The 18,153-nt window shown below is 72.2% G+C and carries 15 protein-coding genes and 2 pseudogenes; 8 read left to right on the forward strand and 9 right to left on the reverse strand.

The window, feature by feature from the left end; all coding sequences use genetic code 11:
* Positions 1-153 precede the first annotated feature (153 nt).
* The 3 genes and pseudogenes from QUE47_RS10305 (at position 154) to QUE47_RS10315 (ending at position 2,349) form a co-directional block, all read left to right on the forward strand.
* A pseudogene (locus tag QUE47_RS10305) lies at positions 154-1,211 on the forward strand (phosphodiester glycosidase family protein).
* Positions 1,208-1,645: a glycosyltransferase gene (locus tag QUE47_RS10310; protein WP_286217219.1), complete on the forward strand. Its 438-nt coding sequence runs from the start codon at positions 1,208-1,210 to the stop codon at positions 1,643-1,645. Before QUE47_RS10305 ends, QUE47_RS10310 begins: the two are co-directional and overlap by 4 nt.
* Positions 1,646-1,722: 77 nt before the next feature.
* Positions 1,723-2,349, forward strand: a complete 627-nt coding sequence (locus QUE47_RS10315; protein ID WP_286219473.1) for a GtrA family protein — start codon at positions 1,723-1,725, stop codon at positions 2,347-2,349.
* Here QUE47_RS10315 and QUE47_RS10320 read toward each other — a convergent pair.
* On the reverse strand, positions 2,282-2,515 hold the full coding sequence (locus QUE47_RS10320) for a helix-turn-helix domain-containing protein (RefSeq protein WP_286217220.1): 234 nt from the start codon (positions 2,513-2,515) through the stop codon (positions 2,282-2,284). The two genes, QUE47_RS10315 and QUE47_RS10320, sit on opposite strands and share 68 nt — an antisense overlap.
* A 164-nt stretch (positions 2,516-2,679) precedes the next feature.
* Positions 2,680-3,033, reverse strand: a pseudogene (locus tag QUE47_RS10325) (PAS domain-containing protein); the annotation flags it as partial.
* Between the two features lie 71 nt (positions 3,034-3,104).
* On the opposite strand from QUE47_RS10325, the gene QUE47_RS10330 reads away from it, so the two are divergent.
* Genes QUE47_RS10330 through QUE47_RS10345 form a run of 4 tightly spaced genes read left to right on the forward strand, consistent with a single transcriptional unit; the run spans position 3,105 to position 8,595 of the window.
* Positions 3,105-6,659 (forward strand): proline dehydrogenase family protein, encoded by a 3,555-nt coding sequence (locus tag QUE47_RS10330; protein WP_286217221.1) that lies wholly within the window; start codon positions 3,105-3,107, stop codon positions 6,657-6,659.
* Between the two features lie 39 nt (positions 6,660-6,698).
* Positions 6,699-7,529: a patatin-like phospholipase family protein gene (locus QUE47_RS10335; RefSeq protein WP_286217222.1), complete on the forward strand. Its 831-nt coding sequence runs from the start codon at positions 6,699-6,701 to the stop codon at positions 7,527-7,529.
* Positions 7,529-8,173, forward strand: coding sequence for a 1-acyl-sn-glycerol-3-phosphate acyltransferase (locus QUE47_RS10340; RefSeq protein WP_286217223.1), 645 nt, complete (start codon positions 7,529-7,531; stop codon positions 8,171-8,173). The genes QUE47_RS10335 and QUE47_RS10340 overlap by 1 nt, the downstream gene beginning before the upstream one ends.
* A 20-nt stretch (positions 8,174-8,193) precedes the next feature.
* On the forward strand, positions 8,194-8,595 hold the full coding sequence (locus QUE47_RS10345; protein WP_286217224.1) for a hypothetical protein: 402 nt from the start codon (positions 8,194-8,196) through the stop codon (positions 8,593-8,595).
* A gap of 9 nt (positions 8,596-8,604) precedes the next feature.
* Here QUE47_RS10345 and QUE47_RS10350 read toward each other — a convergent pair whose 3' ends face one another.
* From QUE47_RS10350 to QUE47_RS10380, 7 genes are all read right to left on the reverse strand, one after another.
* Positions 8,605-9,816: a DNA glycosylase AlkZ-like family protein gene (locus QUE47_RS10350; RefSeq protein WP_286217225.1), complete on the reverse strand. Its 1,212-nt coding sequence runs from the start codon at positions 9,814-9,816 to the stop codon at positions 8,605-8,607.
* Between the two features lie 142 nt (positions 9,817-9,958).
* Positions 9,959-10,984 carry a LacI family DNA-binding transcriptional regulator gene (locus QUE47_RS10355; RefSeq protein ID WP_286217226.1) on the reverse strand — a complete coding sequence of 342 codons (1,026 nt, stop codon included), beginning with the start codon at positions 10,982-10,984 and terminating at the stop codon, positions 9,959-9,961.
* The gene (locus tag QUE47_RS10360; RefSeq protein ID WP_286217227.1) at positions 10,981-12,450 is read right to left on the reverse strand and encodes a GH1 family beta-glucosidase; all 1,470 of its coding nucleotides are present in this window, start codon (positions 12,448-12,450) and stop codon (positions 10,981-10,983) included. The genes QUE47_RS10355 and QUE47_RS10360 overlap by 4 nt, the downstream gene beginning before the upstream one ends.
* Positions 12,447-13,343 (reverse strand): carbohydrate ABC transporter permease, encoded by an 897-nt coding sequence (locus QUE47_RS10365; protein WP_286217228.1) that lies wholly within the window; start codon positions 13,341-13,343, stop codon positions 12,447-12,449. Before QUE47_RS10365 ends, QUE47_RS10360 begins: the two co-directional genes overlap by 4 nt.
* Positions 13,340-14,323: a carbohydrate ABC transporter permease gene (locus tag QUE47_RS10370; RefSeq protein WP_286217229.1), complete on the reverse strand. Its 984-nt coding sequence runs from the start codon at positions 14,321-14,323 to the stop codon at positions 13,340-13,342. The genes QUE47_RS10365 and QUE47_RS10370 overlap by 4 nt, the downstream gene beginning before the upstream one ends.
* 117 nt (positions 14,324-14,440) lie before the next feature.
* Entirely contained in the window at positions 14,441-15,757 is a 1,317-nt protein-coding gene (locus tag QUE47_RS10375) for an ABC transporter substrate-binding protein (protein WP_350227519.1), read from the reverse strand.
* Between the two features lie 233 nt (positions 15,758-15,990).
* Entirely contained in the window at positions 15,991-16,497 is a 507-nt protein-coding gene (locus QUE47_RS10380; RefSeq protein ID WP_286217230.1) for a DUF2505 domain-containing protein, read from the reverse strand.
* Positions 16,498-16,581: 84 nt separating this feature from the next.
* Between QUE47_RS10380 and QUE47_RS10385 the strand changes: the two genes are divergently transcribed.
* Positions 16,582-18,081 carry a sensor histidine kinase gene (locus QUE47_RS10385; protein ID WP_286217231.1) on the forward strand — a complete coding sequence of 500 codons (1,500 nt, stop codon included), beginning with the start codon at positions 16,582-16,584 and terminating at the stop codon, positions 18,079-18,081.
* Positions 18,082-18,153 lie beyond the last annotated feature (72 nt).

Genomic DNA, 18,153 nt, shown 5'->3' on the forward strand with positions numbered 1-18,153 from the left:
CTCCCGCGGCAGGGGCAGGCCCGTGCGCGGGCGCGGGCGTGCCACCCCGGCCGTGCCGGCCCGGCCGCTCGGCACGGTGGCGGACGACGTCTCACAGCGCGTCCTCAGCCGGCACCTGCGCGGCGCGCAAGCAGGGTCCGTAGAACTGCCGGCATGGATCCGAACAGCACCGCTCGACCCCCGCAGCCCCGCCGGAACAGGCGGCGCATCCTCGTCGCGGGCGGGCTCGCGCTCACCCTGACGCTCGGCTCGACGACCGCGTGGGCGCTCGACCGCTTCGTGATCGAGCACGTCGAGATCGACGACGTGTCCGCGTACGAGGCCGCGAACGCGAGCGACGGTGGGAGCGGCAGCGACGCCGGCGGCGACGCGGGTGCTGGCGACGCGGGCGGCGACGCGACAGCCACGACGGGAGGGACGTCGTCCGACACCGGCGCGGCCGAGCTCACGGACTCGATGTACACCGACGGCGGGACGAGCATCTCGATCGACACCGTGACCACGGGCTCGGGCGACTCCACCGTCACGTACTACGTGGCCGACGTCGTCCTCGACGACGCGACCACGCTCCGGTCGGCGTTCGCCCAGGACCAGTTCGGCGAGAACATCACGCAGGACACGTCCGACATCGCCGCGGACCACGGTGCGGTCCTCGCGATCAACGGCGACTACTACGGGTTCCGCGACACGGGGATCGTGATCCGCAACGGCGTCGTCTACCGCGACGAGGGCGCGCGCGAGGGACTGGCCTTCTACCGCGACGGACACGTCGAGGTCTACGACGAGACGGCGACCGACGCGCAGTCCCTCGTCGACGACGGCGTGTGGAACACGCTGTCGTTCGGTCCTGCCCTCCTGGAGGACGGCGAGGTCCTCGACGGGATCGACGAGGTCGAGGTCGACACCAACGTCGGGAACCACTCGATCCAGGGCGCCCAGCCGCGCACCGCGATCGGGGTGGTCGACGACAACCACCTCGTCCTGGTCGTCGTCGACGGCCGGAGCCCCGGGTACAGCGCGGGCGTCACGATGACCGGCCTCGCCGAGATCATGCAGGGCCTCGGCGCGACGACGGCCTACAACATCGACGGGGGCGGCTCCTCGACGATGGTGTTCGACGGCGAGCTCGTCAACGACCCGTTGGGTCGCGGCGAGGAGCGGGGACCTCGGACATCCTCTACGTCGCGGACGCGAGCGGGTCGGGCTCGTGATCGTCCTCGTCCCGGCCTACGAGCCGGATCACAGGCTCGTCGACCTCGTCGCCGACCTGCGCGCCGCCGCCCCGGAGCTCCCGGTGGTCGTCGTCGACGACGGGTCCGGCCCCGCCTACGCCGACTGGTTCGAGCGCGCCGGGTCCGCTGGAGCGACCGTCCTCGTGGACGGCGCCGACGACGGCTCCCGCAACCACGGCAAGGGTCACGCGCTGCGGCTGGGCGTGCGTCACGTCCTCGACGCCCACCCCGGGCACGGCGTCGTCTGCGCCGACAGCGACGGCCAGCACACGGTCCCCGACATCCTCGCGGTCGCCGCGCGGGCCGAGCGCGAGGACCGGACGGTCGCGGCGGGACAGGCTCCGACGATGGTCCTCGGGGGCGTCGCTTCACGGGGAGCGTCCCCGTCCGCAGCCGGGTGGGCAACACCGTGACGCGGGCGATCATGCGGCTCGTCACCGGTCTGCCCGTCCACGACACCCAGACCGGGCTGCGGGCGTACCCGGCGCAGATGCTGCCCTGGCTGCTCGACGTGCCCGGCGAGCGTTTCGAGTACGAGCTGTCGCTGCTGCTCGGCGCGCGCCGCGCCGGGTACCGGGTGGCGGAGGTCCCGATCCGCACGGTCTACCTCGACGACAACGCGTCGTCCCACTTCAGGCCGGTCCGTGACTCGCTCCGGGTCCTCGCCCCCGTCCTGCGGTTCGCCGCGACGGGCCTCGTCTCGTTCGGCGTCGAGCTCGCGCTGCTGGTGCTGCTCCAGCGGTGGACCGGGTCGCTGCTCGTCGCCGTCGTCGGGGCGCGCCTGGTCAGCGGTTCGGTGAACTTCCTCGCGAACAAGCTCTACGTGTTCCGGTCGGTCGGTCCCCAGCGCACCCGCCGCGAGGCCGTGCGCTACGCGATGCTCGCGGTGTGCCTGGTCGCGCTCGGCTACGGGCTGCTGCGCGGTCTCGTCGCGGTCGGCGTCGCGCTCGTCGTCGCGAAGGTCGTCACCGACCTCCTGCTGTTCGTGACCGGCTGGGCGGTGCAGCGACGGGTGGTCTTCGCGGGCCCGAGCACGGGACGAGCAGCGGTCAGCCCCGGGTCCGGCGCCGGTACGACGCCGGGGTCTCGCCGGTCAGTCGCGCGAACGTCCGGGTGAACGACGGCTGGTCGTAGAAGCCGGCGACGGCGGCGACGTCGGAGATGGGCAGCAGCCCCTCGGTGAGCAGCTCGGTGGCGCGGTCGACCCGGGCCCGCAGCACGAGCTGGCGCGGCGTGAGGAGAAGACCCGCCGCACCCGACGGTCGAGGACGTCGACCGAGCACCCGGCCAGCGCGGCGAGCCGCGGCGCCGTGAGCTGCTCGTCGAGCCGCTCCGCCACGGCGGCGACCAGCCGCGACATGGAGTCCATGGTCGCGTCGTCCGCGTCGGCCTCGTGGAGGTCCTGCGAGACCGAGACGAGCCCCGTCACCCGGCCGGAGGCGTCGTGGACCGGGTGCTTCGAGGTGAGGAACCAGCCGGCCGTGCCACCGAGCCGACGGATCAGCTCCAGCTCGTTGCGCAGCGGCCTGCCCGAGCGGAGCACCTCCGCGTCCTGCTGCGCATAGCGCTCGGCGAGCTGCGGGACGAACAGGTCGGCCGCCGTCCTGCCGAGGACCTCGCGGCGCGACCGCGCGTTGGTGCGCATGACGAACACGCGGTTGACCGCGACGTAGCGGCCGTCGACGTCCTTGGCGCAGAACATCGTCTGCGCCAGCTCGTCCATGAGCCCCACCATCACGGGGCTCAGGCCGAGGGTGGGGAGCGCCGGGACGGCGACCGGTTCGGTGGGCACATCGGCCATTGTCACAATCCCGCCCCACCCTCGCCCGTTTCGTACAAGACAACCGCCGCGGTGCGGGCGCACAGTGGGGTATGGACATCGCCAACCCCGCCGCACCCGGCGCGACCCTCACGACCCCTGACGACGCCCCCGACGACGCGCCCACCGCGACCCGGCCCGACACCGCCGTCACCGACCTCACCGACGCCGCCGCCGAGCTCGCGCACAGCTGGATCGCCGCGGCCGAGCACGACCAGGACGCGACCGAGCAGGCCACCGCCGGCCGGCTCGGCGCCCTCGTCTCGGACCCCAAGGGCCTCGAGCTCGCCGTCCGTTTCGTGGACGACGTCGCCCGCCCGCACGACGTCCACGTCGCCGCCCGCGAGCTGCGCCGCCTCGGTGACGTCGCGGCCGACGCGAAGGGGTTCCTCGGTCCGGTCGACCGCCTCCTCCTGCGCGCCGGGGCCCTCGTCGCCCCCGCGCTCCCGCAGGTCGTCGTGCCCGCCGCGCGCATCCGGCTGCGCCAGCTGGTCGGCCACCTGGTGGCGGACGCCGGCCCCGGGCTCGGCAAGCACCTCGCCCGCACGCGCGAGCAGGGGTACATGCTCAACGTGAACCTGCTCGGCGAGGCGGTCCTCGGCGAGGACGAGGCGCGGGCGCGCCTCCAGCGCACGATCGCCCTCGTCGAGCGCCCCGACGTCGACTACGTCTCCGTCAAGGTGTCGTCCGTGGTCTCCCAGCTCGTCACCTGGGACCTGGAGGGCTCGCGCGACCGGGTCGTCGAGCGGCTGCTCCCGCTGTACCGCGCCGCCCGCGAGCACGGCGTCTTCGTCAACCTCGACATGGAGGAGTACAAGGACCTCGCGCTCACGACCGAGGTGTTCCGCGCCGTCCTCGACCGTGACGAGCTGCGCGACCTCGAGGCCGGGATCGTCCTCCAGGCCTACCTGCCCGACGCGCTCGGCGCGCTCGAGGAGCTCACCGCGTTCGCGCAGCGACGCGTCGCCGAGGGTGGGGCCCCGATCAAGGTGCGCCTCGTCAAGGGCGCGAACCTCGCGATGGAGCACGTCGACGCAGAGCTCCACGACTGGGCGACCGCGCCCTACGCGACGAAGCCCGACGTCGACGCGAACTACGTGCGGCTCATCGACTACGCGCTGCACCCGGACCGCTCCGGCGCCGTCCGCATCGGCGTCGCGAGCCACAACCTGTTCCACGTGGCGCTCGCCGTCCTGCTCGGGCGTGCCCGCGGGGTCACCGAGGGCATGGACATCGAGATGCTCCAGGGCATGGCCCCTGCCGAGGCGCGCGCGGTGCGCGACGAGGTCGCGAAGGACCGCGTCGCCGGGCGCGAGCACGGTGGTCAGGTCGTCCTGTACACGCCGGTCGTCGCGGACGAGGACTTCGACGTCGCCGTGTCGTACCTCGTGCGCCGCCTGGAGGAGAACTCCGCGGAGCAGAACTTCCTGCACGCCATGTTCGCCGACGAGGGTGCGGACGGTACCGACGGCGCCGACGGCGCCGGCTCGGGTTCCGCTTCGAGCGCGGCGTCGAGCGCCATGTCGAGCCAGGAGGCCGCGTTCCGCGCCTCGGTCGCGCTCGGTGCGAGCTATCCGCAGGAGGCCGTGACCCCGCGCCGCACGGCGCGCCCGCTCGACGAGGTCACCCCGTCGATCGCGGGTCCCGGCGAGTTCCACAACGCCGCCGACACCGACCCCTCCGTCACCGAGCACCGCACCTGGGCGCAGCGCATCGTCGCCGGCGACGAGCACCGCCCGGTGCAGGTGGCCGAGGTCACGACCGAGGCGGAGGTGGACGACGTCGTCGCGCGGGCCGCTCGGGCTGCCGAGATCTGGTCCCAGGTCGCGCCGGCCACGCGGGCCGCGGCGCTGCGTGCCGTCGCCCGTCGTCTGGAGGAGGCGCGGACGGCCCTGGTGACCGCGATGGTCCACGAGCCGCGCAAGACCGTCGCCGAGGCCGATCCCGAGGTCACCGAGGCGATCGACTTCGCCAACTACTACGCGCGGTCCGCCGAGCAGCTCGAGGAGATCGACGGCGCGACCTTCGCGCCACGCGGGGTCACCCTCGTGACGCCGCCGTGGAACTTCCCGGTCGCGATCCCCGTCGGCGGGATCCTCGCGGCGCTGGCCGCCGGCTCCCCGGCGATCGCCAAGCCCGCGCCTCCGACGCCACGCTGCCTCGAGGTGGCGGTCGACGCGATCCACCTGGGCCTGCTCGACGCGGCGCGCGACGCCGCGGAGTCCGGTGCGGACACGGCGTTCGACGAGCAGCTCGCCCGCGACGTGGTGCAGTACGCACGGGTCCCCGACGGCGACCTGGGCAAGCGGCTCGTCACGCACGACGGCATCGCTCGGGTCGTGCTCACGGGAGCGCTCGAGACGGCGCAGATGTTCGCCGAGTGGACGCCGGAGCGGCACCTGTTCGCGGAGACGTCGGGCAAGAACGCCCTCGTCGTCACGCCCGCCGCGGACATCGACCTCGCGGTGGCCGACCTCGTCCGCGCCGCGTTCGGGCACGCGGGGCAGAAGTGCTCCGCCGCCTCGCTCGGCATCCTCGTCGGGAGCGTGGCCGACCTGCGGACACGTACGGGGCGGCGCTTCCGCACCCAGCTCGTCGACGCCGTCCGCTCCCTGCGCGTCGGCCCGTCCACCGACCTCGGTACCGTCATGAACCCGCTGACGGAGCCGGCGTCCGGCAAGCTCCTGCGGGCGCTGACCACTCTGGAGCCTGGCGAGCAGTGGCTCGTGCGGCCGCGCAGGCTCGACGAGGAGGGGCGCGTGTGGACGCCCGGGCTCAAGACGGGCGTGGCGCCCGGGTCGTTCTTCCACACGACCGAGGTGTTCGGGCCCGTTCTCGGGCTGATGACGGCGGCGACGCTCGACGACGCGCTCGAGCTCCAGAACGCGGTCGCGTTCGGCCTCACCGGCGGGATCCACAGCCTCGACCGGAGCGAGATCGACCACTGGCTCGACCGCGTCGAGGTGGGCAACGCCTACATCAACCGGCACATCACCGGCGCGATCGTGCAGCGCCAGTCGTTCGGCGGCTGGAAGGCCTCGGCCGTGGGCCCGGGCGCCAAGGCCGGCGGCCCCAACTACGTCCCCGAGCTGGGCGAGTGGGCGGACGGCGCGGACGTGCCCGACCGTGACACGGAGCCGGAGGCGTGGCTCGCCTGGGCGGAGCAGAGCGACGCTCGCGCCTGGGAGCGCGAGTTCGGCGCCGAGCACGACCCGTCGGGACTCGTGGCCGAGTCCAACGTGTTCCGCTACCGGCCGCTCGACGCGATCACCGTGCGCGTCGGGGCGGGTGCGCGGCCCGTCGAGGTCGCCCGCGTGATGTCGGCGGCCCGTCGGGCCGGTGTCACGGTCGAGGTGAGCCGTTCGGAGGGGTCGGGAGCGACGTCCGACGCCGACTTCGCGGCCTCGGTCGCCGACGGCCGGGTCTCCGGCCGGGTGCGCGTCGTCGGGACGAGCGCGGGCCTGCGGGCCGCGGCCGCCGGTCGCACGGGCGACGTGACGGTCCTCGACGCACCGGTGCTCGCCAGCGGTCGGCGCGAGATCCTACCGATGCTGCGCGAGCAGGCCGTGAGCCGCACGCTGCACCGGTTCGGTCACGTCATGCGGTGACGCTCGTGGCGTGGTCATGGCCGTGAGACGATCACGGCCATGACCACGGCATTCGTCCTCGGCGGCGGCGGGGTCCGCGGCGCGGTGCACATCGGCATGCTGCGGGCGCTCCTCGAGCGCGGCGTGCGCCCCGACCTGGTGGTCGGGACGTCCATCGGAGCGATCAACGGGTCGGCGGTGGCACAGGACCCGACGCTCGACGTCGTCGAGCGGCTCACCGCCGCCTGGTCGTCGCCCACCGCCGCGGCCGTCTACGGCGAGTCCTGGTTCCGTCAGGTGCGGCGCCTCGCGGCGTCCCGCACGCACCTCAACAACCCCGACCCCCTCCGGTCGCTCATCGTGGACACGATCGGGGCGAGGACCACGTTCGAGGACCTGGCCGTCCCGCTGGTCGTGTCCGCCGCGAGCATCGAGCGGGCGGCCGAGCACTGGTTCGACTCGGGCCCCCTGGTCGACGCGGTGCTCGCGTCCTCGTCCGTCCCTGGCGCGCTCCCGCCGACCGAGGTCGACGGCGAGCACTACATCGACGGCGGCATGGTCAACTCGATCCCGCTCGGCGAGGCCGTGCGCCGCGGAGCCACGGAGATCTACGTGCTCCAGGTAGGACGCATCGAGGAGCAGCTGACCCCGCCGGAGAACCCCGTCGACGTCGCCCGGATCAGCTTCGAGATCGCGCGCCGGCACCGGTTCGCCCGCGAGCGGGACGACGTCCCGCCCGGCACCGCGCTCCACGTCCTGCCGAGCGGCGGGCCCGCGCCCGGCGACGAGAAGCCCGGTTCCTTCCGTCGTCTCGACGCGACGCAGGCCCGGATCGACGCCTCCTACGCGGCGACCGTGGCGTACCTGGACGAGCAGGAGGGCGACCGCTGATGTGGCGGCTCCCGCCGCGATGGCTGCGCAGGGTCCTGCTCGCCCCGGGGGTCCTGCTGATCGTCGGCTTCATACCCTTCGTGCTGCTCGGCGCGGCGCTCCTCGGCGGCATCGCGAGCTGGCTCTTCCCGGGTCACCTCCGGCTCGCGCGCATCGTCTGGATGGTCGCGTTCTACCTGCTGTGGGACGCCGTCGCCGTCCTCGCGCTCTTCGGCCTCTGGATCGGCTCGGGGTTCGGCTGGGGCATCCACCGGCCGGTGTTCGAACGAGCGCACTTCGGCCTCGCGCGCGTCATGCTGCGCATCATGTTCTGGCAGGTCCGCCTCACGCTGCGGCTGGACTTCGAGGCCGAGCGCCTCGTCGTCGACGAGGTCCCCGACGACACCCCGGTCATCGTGGTCAGCCGGCACGCCGGACCAGGAGACTCGTTCATCCTCGTGGACTCGCTGCTGAACCGGAGCCGACGCAACCCGCACATCGTGCTCAAGGACTCCCTCCAGTGGGACCCGGCGATCGACATCCTGCTGAACCGGCTCTCGTCGCGGTTCGTGACGCCGCACTCGCACCGGCGACCCGGTGACGCCGGGGGAGCCAGGCCGTCGGAGAGCTCGCGGCAGAGCTCGGGCCGCGGGACGCGCTGCTGATCTTCCCCGAGGGCGGCAACGTGACCCCGCAGCGACGGGAACGGCGGATCGCGGCCCTGCGCAGCGCCGGCCAGGAAGAGCTCGCCCGGCAGGCGGAGTCGATGGAGCACGTCATGGCGCCGCACGTCGGGGGAGTGCTGGCCGCGATCGAGTCGGCCCCGCAGGCGCGCGTCGTGTTCGTCGGGCACACCGGCCTCGAGCACATGTCCACCGTGCGCGACGTGTGGCGCGAGCTCCCGATGGACAAGCACATCCTCGTGCGCGCCCGCGCGGTGGAGCCCGGCGACGTCCCCACCGACCCCGCCGAGCGGGAGGGCTGGCTCTTCGCCGAGTGGATGAAGGTCGACGCCTGGATCGCCGAGCGGTCCCGCGCCGAGGAGATGGCCGCGGAGCGCGAGGCCTCGGAGCACGAGACCCTGTAGGTCGAGCGGTCAGGGCAGCACCCAGCCGCCGCTCGCGACGTCGCGGAACTGCGCGAGGCGCTCCACCTCGGCGTCGACGAGAGCCCGTCGTGCCGTGCCGAACGTCTCCCACGGGTCGACGGCAACGGTCAGCGTGCGCTTGTCGCCGCTGCCGCTCGTGCGCGGTCGCCAGGTGCCCACGACCTCGCCGTCGTCGAGCACGGCCCCCGGATGTCCGATCGTCCGCCACAGCTCCGCCGCCCGTCCACGGTCGGCGACCAGGACGTCGCGGTCGCGCCCCTGCAGGTACCCGTCGAACGGCCCGGCCAGCCGCACGGCCCGACCCGATGCTGCGGCCCGTCCCGGGTCCCGCAGGCGCGCGACGTCGTCCGCCAGGACGAACCGCCCCGAGCCCTTGGGAGCGGGGGCGTCCGTGACCACGACGGGGACGACGTCGTCCGGCCAGTGCGCCTTGACCGTGCGCACGGGCGCGTCCACGAACGCCGCGGCCTCGTGGACGCTCGCCGGGCCGTAGAACCGCAGGTAGCCGCGGACGACGTCCCACCGCGAACGCGCCTCGCCCGCGAGGCTCGCGTACGGGTCGGGGGAGTGACGCGGGACGCGACGGAGCACCGGGGGAGACGCGTCGGGCTCCAGCTCGAGGCCGGCCTGGAGCGCAGCGAGCCGGAACGGCATCTCGTAGAGGTGCGTCGCGTCGCACGGGGTGCAGTGCCGCAGGAACGGCGGGTCGACCGCGGCGGTCAGCGCCGCGGAGAGGTCGCCCTTGACGGTGGGGCGCGCGACGATCTCCCGCTCGAGGACGGCGACCGTGCGCAGCGCGTCCAGGACCTCGAGGTCTGCGGCCTTCAGCGGTCGGCTCGCGTCGAAGACGCGCTTGGCCGCGTCCGTCTCGTCGTACGGGGCGGTCGCGGTGGTCACCGCGGCGGCGTCGGCGCGGCGGTACGCGTGGGGCGCACCGCGGAGCGTCCACGCGTACAGCAGCTCGCCCGGCGAGGCGGGCTCTGCTCCCCGGATCTCCAGGGCCCACGCGGCGCCGTCCGGCCCGGAGTCCTGGACCCCGAGGTCCAGGAGGTCCACCTCCGTCGACGCGGCCGACCCGGCCGCACGGCCCAGCTGGTGCGCGTCCCAGCGGAACGCACGCACCTGCGCGGACGTGACGGCGACCGGGCCACCCTCGGCGCGGGTCGGCGTGCCCGCTCCTCGGCTCGCACCCTTGCTCATGCGTCCACGGTAGGCAGACGGCGCGGTCGCGGCACGTCGCAGCCGCGTGACACAGAGGCTCCTCGCAGGACCTCGCGGACCCCCTCTGGAGTCCCTCGCCCCTGGCGCGTCGGCCCGTCTGATCCCCGCCTGACCCGCCCGGTCAGCCGGAGCTGCGGCTCACCAGGCGCGCGGGCAGCGGCGGCGGCGTCGTCGCCGAACCCACCTCGATGGTCGTGAGCAGGGCGTCGCAGGCCAGCCGCACGAGCTCGGACACGTCGTTGTGGATGGTCGTGAGAGCGATCGCCGGGTCCGCGGCCATGTCTAGGTCGTCGAAGCCGATGACCGCGACGTCGTCGGGCACCGACCGGCCCCGCTCGCGCAGGACGCGCAGCGCACCGGCGGCCATCATGTCCGACGCCGCGAACACGCCGTCGATGTCGGGGTGCTCGTCGAGCAGCCGCTCCATGGCGGCCGCCCCACCCAGGAGGGTGAAGTCTCCGGTCTCGACGGCGTCGTCGGCGAGGCCGGCCTCGGCCATCGCGGCGCGCCAGCCGGTGAGCCGGTCCACCCCGGAGGTCATGTCGTCGGGACCCGTGACGGTGGCGATGCGCCGGCAGCCGCGCTCGACCATGCGCCTGACGGCCAGCCTGGCACCGCCAGCGTTGTCCATGTCGATGAAGGTCAGGCCGTCGGGGGAGAACGGGCGGCCCACGAAGACGGAGGGCAGCGACGACGTGCGCAGCGCGTCCTCGAGACCGTCCTCCCGGTGGTGCGACGCGACGATCACCCCGTCGACGTGCCCGGAGGAGAGGTAGCGGGCGATGCGGCCCTCCTTCTCCCCGGGGCGCGCCATGATCAGGATGAGCTGGAGATCGCTCGACCCGAGCGCCGAGCTGACGCCGCGCAGCGTCGCGGTGAGGAACGGGTCGTTGAGCACGCGCTCGTCCGGCTCGGGGAGCACGAGCGCGACCGATCCGGTCCGCCGCGTGACGAGCGAGCGCGCGGCCCGGTTCGGGACGAACCCGAGCCGGGCCACGGCGTCGTCCACCGCGGCCTGCGCCGAGGGCGAGACCCGCTCCCCGCCGTTGATCGCCCGCGACGCGGTCGAGCGCGAGACGCCGGCCTCGCGAGCGACCTCGTCGAGCGTCGGGACCGAGCTCGCGCCGGGCCCCACCGTGGTGCTCATGCCGTGCGGGGTGGGACCGCGTTGTCGCGGGCGACCTGCGAGTACCAGCGACCGCTGGCCTTGACGGTGCGCTCCTGGGACTCGTAGTCGACCCGGACCACGCCGAAGCGCTTGCCGTAGCCCCAGGTCCACTCGAAGTTGTCCAGGAGCGACCAGGCGAAGTACCCGCGCACGTCGGCGCCGTCGTCGATGGCGTCCTTGATCGCCCGCAGGTGGCCGTCGTAGAACGACAGCCGGTTCTGGTCGTCGACGGAGCCGTCCGCCTCCACGACGTCGTCGAACGCGCAGCCGTTCTCGGTGACGTAGAGCGCGATGCCCTTCGGTCCCGTGTAGTCGGCCTGCAGGCGGTTGAGCAGCCGGGTCAGGCCCTCGGGCTGGATCTCCCAGTCCATGTCGGTGACCGGGAGGCCGCGCGGGTGGACGTAGGCGTCGTCCGCCGCCGGGAACGGTGACTGCGTCGGGTACGACGTCGGAGCGCTGCCCTGGAGCTCGCGCTCCGCGGGCGTCGATGCCACGAGGTTGCCGTGGTAGTAGTTCACGCCGAGCGAGTCGATCGGGCTGGAGATGATCTCCAGGTCGCCGTCATGGATCTTCTCCTCGAGACCGAGGCCGGCGACGTCCTGGAGGAGGTCGGCGGGGTACTCGCCCGTGAGGATCGGGTCCGCGAAGATGCGGGTGAACTGCCCGTCGAGGCGACGTGCGGCGTCGACGTCGGCAGGGTTGCTCGGGTCCTTGGGGTCCTCGACCTCGAAGTTGAGCGTGATCCCGAGGTTGGCCTCGGGCGCACGCTCGCGCAGCGCCTGGACCGCGAGCCCGTGGCCCAGCATGAGGTGGTGCGCAGCCGCGAGGCCGTCCTCCTTGCTGCGACGGCCCGGGGCGTGCGCGCCGCCGGTGTACCCGAGGAACGCGGAGCACCACGGCTCGTTGAGCGTGGTCCACACGCCGACCCGGTCGCCCAGTGCCTCGTGCATCGTGACCGCGTACTCCTGGAACAGGTAGGCGGTGTCGCGGTTCGCCCAGCCGCCCTTCTCCTCGAGCGCCTGCGGCAGGTCCCAGTGGTAGAGGGTGAGCCACGGCAGGATGTCGTGCTCCAGCAGCTCGTCGACGAGGCGCGAGTAGTAGTCGAGCCCCTTCGGGTTGACCGCGCCGCCGTCGGGCCGGACCCGCGACCACGACGTCGAGAACCGGTAGGTCGCCAGGTTCATCTCGGCCATGAGGCGCACGTCGTCGCGGTAGCGGTGGTACTGGTCGCACGCGACCGTCCCGTCGTCGCCGCCCAGCACGGCTCCGGGCACCCGGCAGTACGCGTCCCAGATCGAGTCCTTGCGGCCGTCCTCCTGGCTGGCGCCCTCGACCTGGAACGCCGCGGTGGCGGCGCCCCAGAGGAAGCCCTCGGGGAAGCGGACGAGCCCCTCGGCGTTGCGGCCCGGCGTCGTCAGCGGGGCCGACGGTGTGTACGCGGTCATCCCTTGACAGCTCCTTGCATGATGCCCGAGACCAGCTGCTTGCCAGCGAACAGGAACAGCAGGAGCAGCGGGATGGTGGCGAGCATGGCGCCCGCGAGGACGAGTGAGTAGTCGACGAAGTATGCCGCCTGCAGCGTCTGCAGGGCGACCGGAAGGGTCGGGTTCTGCGGGCCCAGGACGATGAACGGCCAGAAGAAGTTCGTCCACGTCATGACGAACGTGAACAGGAACAGCATGGCCGCCGCGGGACGCGCGGCCGGCACCCCGACGTGCCAGAAGGTGCGGAACATCGACGCACCGTCGACGCGGGCCGCCTCGATGAGCTCGTCGGGCAGCGCGGTGCCGATGTACTGGGTCATCCAGAACACGCCGAACGCCGTGACGAGCGCGGGGACGATCACGGCCGTCATGGAACCGGTCCAGCCGAGCTTCGACATCACCAGGTAGAGCGGGACGACACCGAGCTGGGTGGGGACCGCCATGGTGGCGATGACGAAGACCAGGAGCGGCCCCTTGCCGGGGAAGCGCAGCTTCGCGAACGCGTAGCCCGCGAGCGTCGCGAAGAACACGGTGCTCAGGGCCGTGACGGTCGAGACGAGGAGCGAGTTGAACGTCGCCTTCCAGAACGGGATGGTGTCGATGACCCGCGCCGCGTTCTCGAAGAAGTTGCCGCCGGGGAGCCAGGGCATGGGGTCGCGGGTCAGGACCGAGGAGTCCCAGGACCCGACGAGGATCGACCAGTAGAGCGGGAAGACGCTGCCGAGGAGCACCGCGGACAGGAGCCCGTAGGTGATCCATCCCGGGCGCCGGACGGCGGTCCGGGGCTTGGTCTTCTTGTTCCCCCGGACGCCCGCGGAGGTGGGCGGGGCCGGGGTCGGGGTCGTGGCGGTCATCGCTTGCCTCCGCTCGTGGCGATCCGTCGGGTGATCGCGAAGTTGATGAGTCCGATGACGAGGATCAGGAGGAACAGCAGCCATGCGACGGCGCTCGCGCGACCGAAGTTCGACTGGTTCCAGCCGAGCTGGTACAGGTACATCGTCATGGTCTGCCACTGGCCGTCGGAGCCGCCGGTGCCCTGCTGGTCGAACAGGCGGGGCTCGTCGAAGATCTGGAGCCCGCCGATCGTCGACGTGATGACCACGAAGATGATGGTCGGGCGCAGCTGGGGGACCGTGATCGAGAAGAACGACCGGAACTTGCCGGCGCCGTCGATGACGGCCGCCTCGTAGAGGTCCCGGGGCACCGCCTGCATCGCGGCGAGGAAGATCAGGGTGTTGTAGCCCGTCCAGCGGAAGTTCACCATCGTCGCGATGGCCATGTGGCTCGGGATGACGTCGGCGTGCCAGCGGACGGGGTCGATGCCGATCGCGCCCAGCCAGTCGTTGATGATCCCGGACTGGTCGGCGAAGAGGTTCGAGAAGATCAGGGCGACGGCCACCGGGGTGACCACGTAGGGGAGCAGGACCCCCATGCGCCAGAACGTCTTGGCGCGGATGTTCTGGTCGAGCACCGCCGCGATGGTGATGGCCATGATCACCTGGGGCACCGAGCTCAGCAGGAAGATGCTGAAGGTGTTGCGCAGCGCCTTCCAGAAGTCCGGGTTCTGCAGGACGAACGCGAAGTTCTCGAACCCGACGAAGTCACCCTGCCCGAGGATGATGTCCCACTTGTGGACCGAGACGAAGGCTGTGTAGAAGAGCGGGAACAGCCCCGTGATCAGGAAGAGGATGAAGAACGGGGAGATGTAGAGGTACGGGGCGACTTTGACGTCCCAGTTGCCGAGCTTCTGCGAGAAGCCGACCCTGCGTGGTGTGCGTGCTTCGGCGGACGCCGGCGTCGTGCCGTTCTTCCGCGACTTCGTGGTCGTGGCCATGGCTGTTCGATCCCTCGTGAGCGCTGGACGGGACTGTGGTCGGGGCCCGGAGGCAGGTGCCTCCGGGCCCCGACCGGGACGGTGACCTCACCCTGCGGGCGAGGTCACCGTCCAATGTCAGCCGAGGCCGTTGACGTCGTTGACGAACTTCGTCCAGGAGGACTCGGCGTCGTCGACCTTGTCGACGTCGACGCGACCCAGGGCGTCAGCCATGAAGTCGTTGATCGCCTGGTAGTTCGGGCCCTTGAAGGGCGAGACGGTCACGGCGTCCGCGCGGTCGGCGAGGATCTGACCGATCGGGGCGTCGTTGAAGTACGGGTTCACCGCGTCCGTGATGGCGGGGTCCGAGAGCGCCTCGACCTGGCTCGGGAACGTGCCCTTCGACTCGAAGGCCTTGATCTGCTGCTCGGGAGCGGTGAGCCAGTTCGCGAGAGCCTTGGCCTCCTCGACGTGCTCGCCGTGCGCCGGGACGGTCAGGAACGAGCCGCCCCAGTTGCCGCCGCCGCCCGGGAAGCTGTTGGTGATGTCCCAGGTGGTGACGTCGGGCGCGTTGCCCTCGACGATGCCGAGCATCCAGCCCGGGCACAGCGTGGTGGCGAAGCCGCCGGTCTTGAACGCCTCGTTCCAGTCCTGGCTCCACTGCGAGAGGCCGGCGGACAGACCCTTGTCGCTCTCCTCGAGGAGCGTGTCGTACATCTCCTTGAGCTCCGGGTTCTCCGTGGCGATGATGGTGCCGTCGTCCTCCTCGTAGGCGTTCTCCATCTGGTTGATCATGCCCTGACGGATCGCGCCCGCGGAGTCGTAGAAGGGCTTGCCCGTCTTCTCCGTGTACTCCTCGCCGGCCTTGAAGTAGTCCTCCCAGGTGTCGCCCATCCACTCGGCGACGCCCTCGCGGTCGGACGGCAGGCCGGCCTCCTCGAGCAGGTCGGAGCGGAAGCAGATGCCCTCCGGGCCGATGTCGGTGCCGTAGCCGATGAGCTTGCCGTCCGGCGTCGTGGCCTGGTCCGTCTTCCAGCTGAGCCAGCGGTCCGCGAGCTCGGGGTCGCTCAGGTCGGCGAACTTGTCGGCGTACTGCATGAAGAGCGCGAACTGGTCGCCCTCGATCGCTGCGACGTCGGAGCCGCCGGAGCCGGCGCCGAGCGCGTTGCGCAGCGCGTCGCCCGCGGCCTGCGAGGTGTCGGCCTTGGTGTGCTCGACCGTGACGTTCGGGTTGAGCTCCATGTACTCGTCGAGCAGGCCGTCGTCGTAGCCGAACTCGTTGAACGTCGAGATCGTCAGGGTGACGGGCTCGTCGCTGCTGCCGCTGTCGCCGCCGTCGGTGCTGCTGGCGTCGCCGTCGGCGGAGGACCCGCAGGCCGCCAGCGTGAGCGCGAGGGTTGCGATGCCTGCCGTGGCCATGAGGCCCTTGCGTGTCCTGCGTGTGCTGCTCTGCACGAGTAACTCCTTTGTCGTGAGGACCTTGACGGCGGCCGCCCCACCCCGAAGTGGTAACGCTTCCACCACCAGGAATGGAAGCGTTCCCACGCGGGCTTGTCAACCATCGGTCGCACGGTTCCGAAGGAGGTCGGGCGAAGAGACCTGCATCGCCGCAGGTCAGAGCGTTTCGGCTCGTGCCGGTGTTTCCAAACTGTTACGTGGCACCGGGACCAGCTGCGCCCGACGCGCCGTCAGGACGTCTGGTCGTCCAGCCACGCCTGCCCGGCGCGCTGCTCCGTCGTCAGCGCCTCCCGCAGAGCGGACTCGGTGGCCTTCTCGACGACATGCCCGAACAGGGGGACGGTGGCCCGGATCTCGCCGTCGTACACCTGGTTAGTGCGGGGCCCGTCGGGGGTGAGCGCGACGGTGCCCGTCAGCCTCACCGGCGCACCCGTGATCTCGACGGTCACCGTGGCCCTGAGCTCACCGCCCGCCGGTGGCTCCCAGGCCTCGATCTGGCGCACCTCGACACGGTCCCCGACGAGCGCCCTCGCCTGGGCCGGGATCGAGTCCGTCGGCAGGGTCCGTCGGACGACGACCGTGAAGCCGGTGGTCGAGGTGCCGGTGACCTCGGCCTGCTCGACGTCGCCCTCCCCGCTCGACCACTTCGCGCGCCATCGGACGAACTCGACGTCGGCGAGCATCGCCGCGACCCGTTCGACGGGCGCGGTGTAGCTCTGGGTGGCGGTCAGGTGCATCGAGTCCTCCGGAGACAGGCTGCTGTCGACTCTATCCGGGACGAGGCTCCCCAGAGGCTGCGTAGTCTGGTCCGCGTGTCCGCCATGAGTGATCTGATCGCCCGCCATGCCCAGCTGTCCGACGCCGACAACGAGTGGCTCCACCTGCTCGTCGGGGACTGGCAGGTCATCTCGGACCTCGCGTTCGCCGACCTGGTGCTGTGGATGCCCACCGACGACTTCGGGTTCGTCGCCGTGGCCCAGTGCCGACCGAGCACGGGCGCCACCGTGCACTACGACGACATCGTCGGCGCGCGCGCCCCGGAGGGACAGCTGCCCCAGCTGCGCCGGGCGATCGACGAGAAGGCGCCCCAGCGCTCCCGCGAACCTCGGTGGTTCGGTGCGTACGCGGTGCGTGAGGAGGCGGTGCCCGTCGTCCACGAGGGGCGTCCGATCGCGGTCGTGGCGCGGCAGACGAACCTCGGTAGCGGGCGGACTCCCAGCCGTCTCGAGCTCAACTACGTCGAGTCCGCCGACGACCTCATCTCCATGATCTCCCGCGGCGAGTACCCCATGCCGCACGCCGCCACCGGCTCGCGGCGTGGCGCCCCGCGCGTGGGGGACGGGCTGATCCGGCTCAACTCGGAGGGCGAGGTCCTCTACGCGAGCCCGAACGCGCTCAGCTGCTTCCACCGTCTCGGGGTGATCGGCCCGCTGGTCGGACGCTCGCTCATCGAGGTGACCACCGACCACGTCGAGCAGCTGAGCCCCGTCGACGAGTCGCTCCCGCTGGTCGTGATGGGACGCGCACCGTGGCGCACGGACCTCGAGTCGCGAGGCGTCGCGCTCTCGCTGCGTGCGATGCCGCTCACCGACGTCGGGCAGCGCATCGGAGCGGTGCTCCTCTGCCGTGACGTGTCCGAGCTCAGGCGTCGCGAGCGGGAGCTGATCACGAAGGACGCGACGATCCGCGAGATCCATCACCGCGTGAAGAACAACCTGCAGACCGTGGCCGCGCTCCTGCGCCTCCAGTCGCGTCGGATGGACGTCCCCGAGGCGCGTGCTGCGCTCGACGAGGCGATGCGACGGGTCGCGACGATCGCCCTCGTCCACGAGAGTCTCTCGCAGACCCTCGACGAGATGGTCGAGTTCGACGACATGGTGGGCCGCGCGCTGCGGCTGGCCGCGGACGTCGCCTCGGCCGACACGAGCGTCCGCACCGTGCGCGAGGGATCGTTCGGCATGGTGCCTGCCGGCGTCGCCACGCCGCTCGCCCTCGTCCTGACCGAGCTCGTCACGAACGCCGTCGAGCACGGGCTCGCCGGGCGTGCCACGGGCACGGTCACCATCTCGTCCGAGCGGGACGGCAACACCGCGCACGTGGTGGTCGCCGACGACGGGATCGGGGTCCCGAAGGACGCCGAGGGCGGGGTGGCGCCGCGGGCGGCAGGGTCCAAGCGCGGGCTCGGCACCCAGATCGTCTCGACCCTGGTCACCAACGAGCTGCACGGCACCATCGACTGGGGTGCGCGGGAGGGCGGCGGCACCGAGGTCCGTCTCACGGTCGTGCTCAAGGACCCGCGGACCGTGTCCGGGAGCGACTGAGCCGCGCGGACGGCGCGCGGCGACGCCACCTCGGACGCGCGAAGGCCGCCGCCCCGAGGTGGGGACGGCGGC

It is taken from the genome of Paraoerskovia sediminicola (assembly GCF_030296575.1).
Lineage (GTDB): Bacteria > Actinomycetota > Actinomycetes > Actinomycetales > Cellulomonadaceae > Paraoerskovia > Paraoerskovia sediminicola.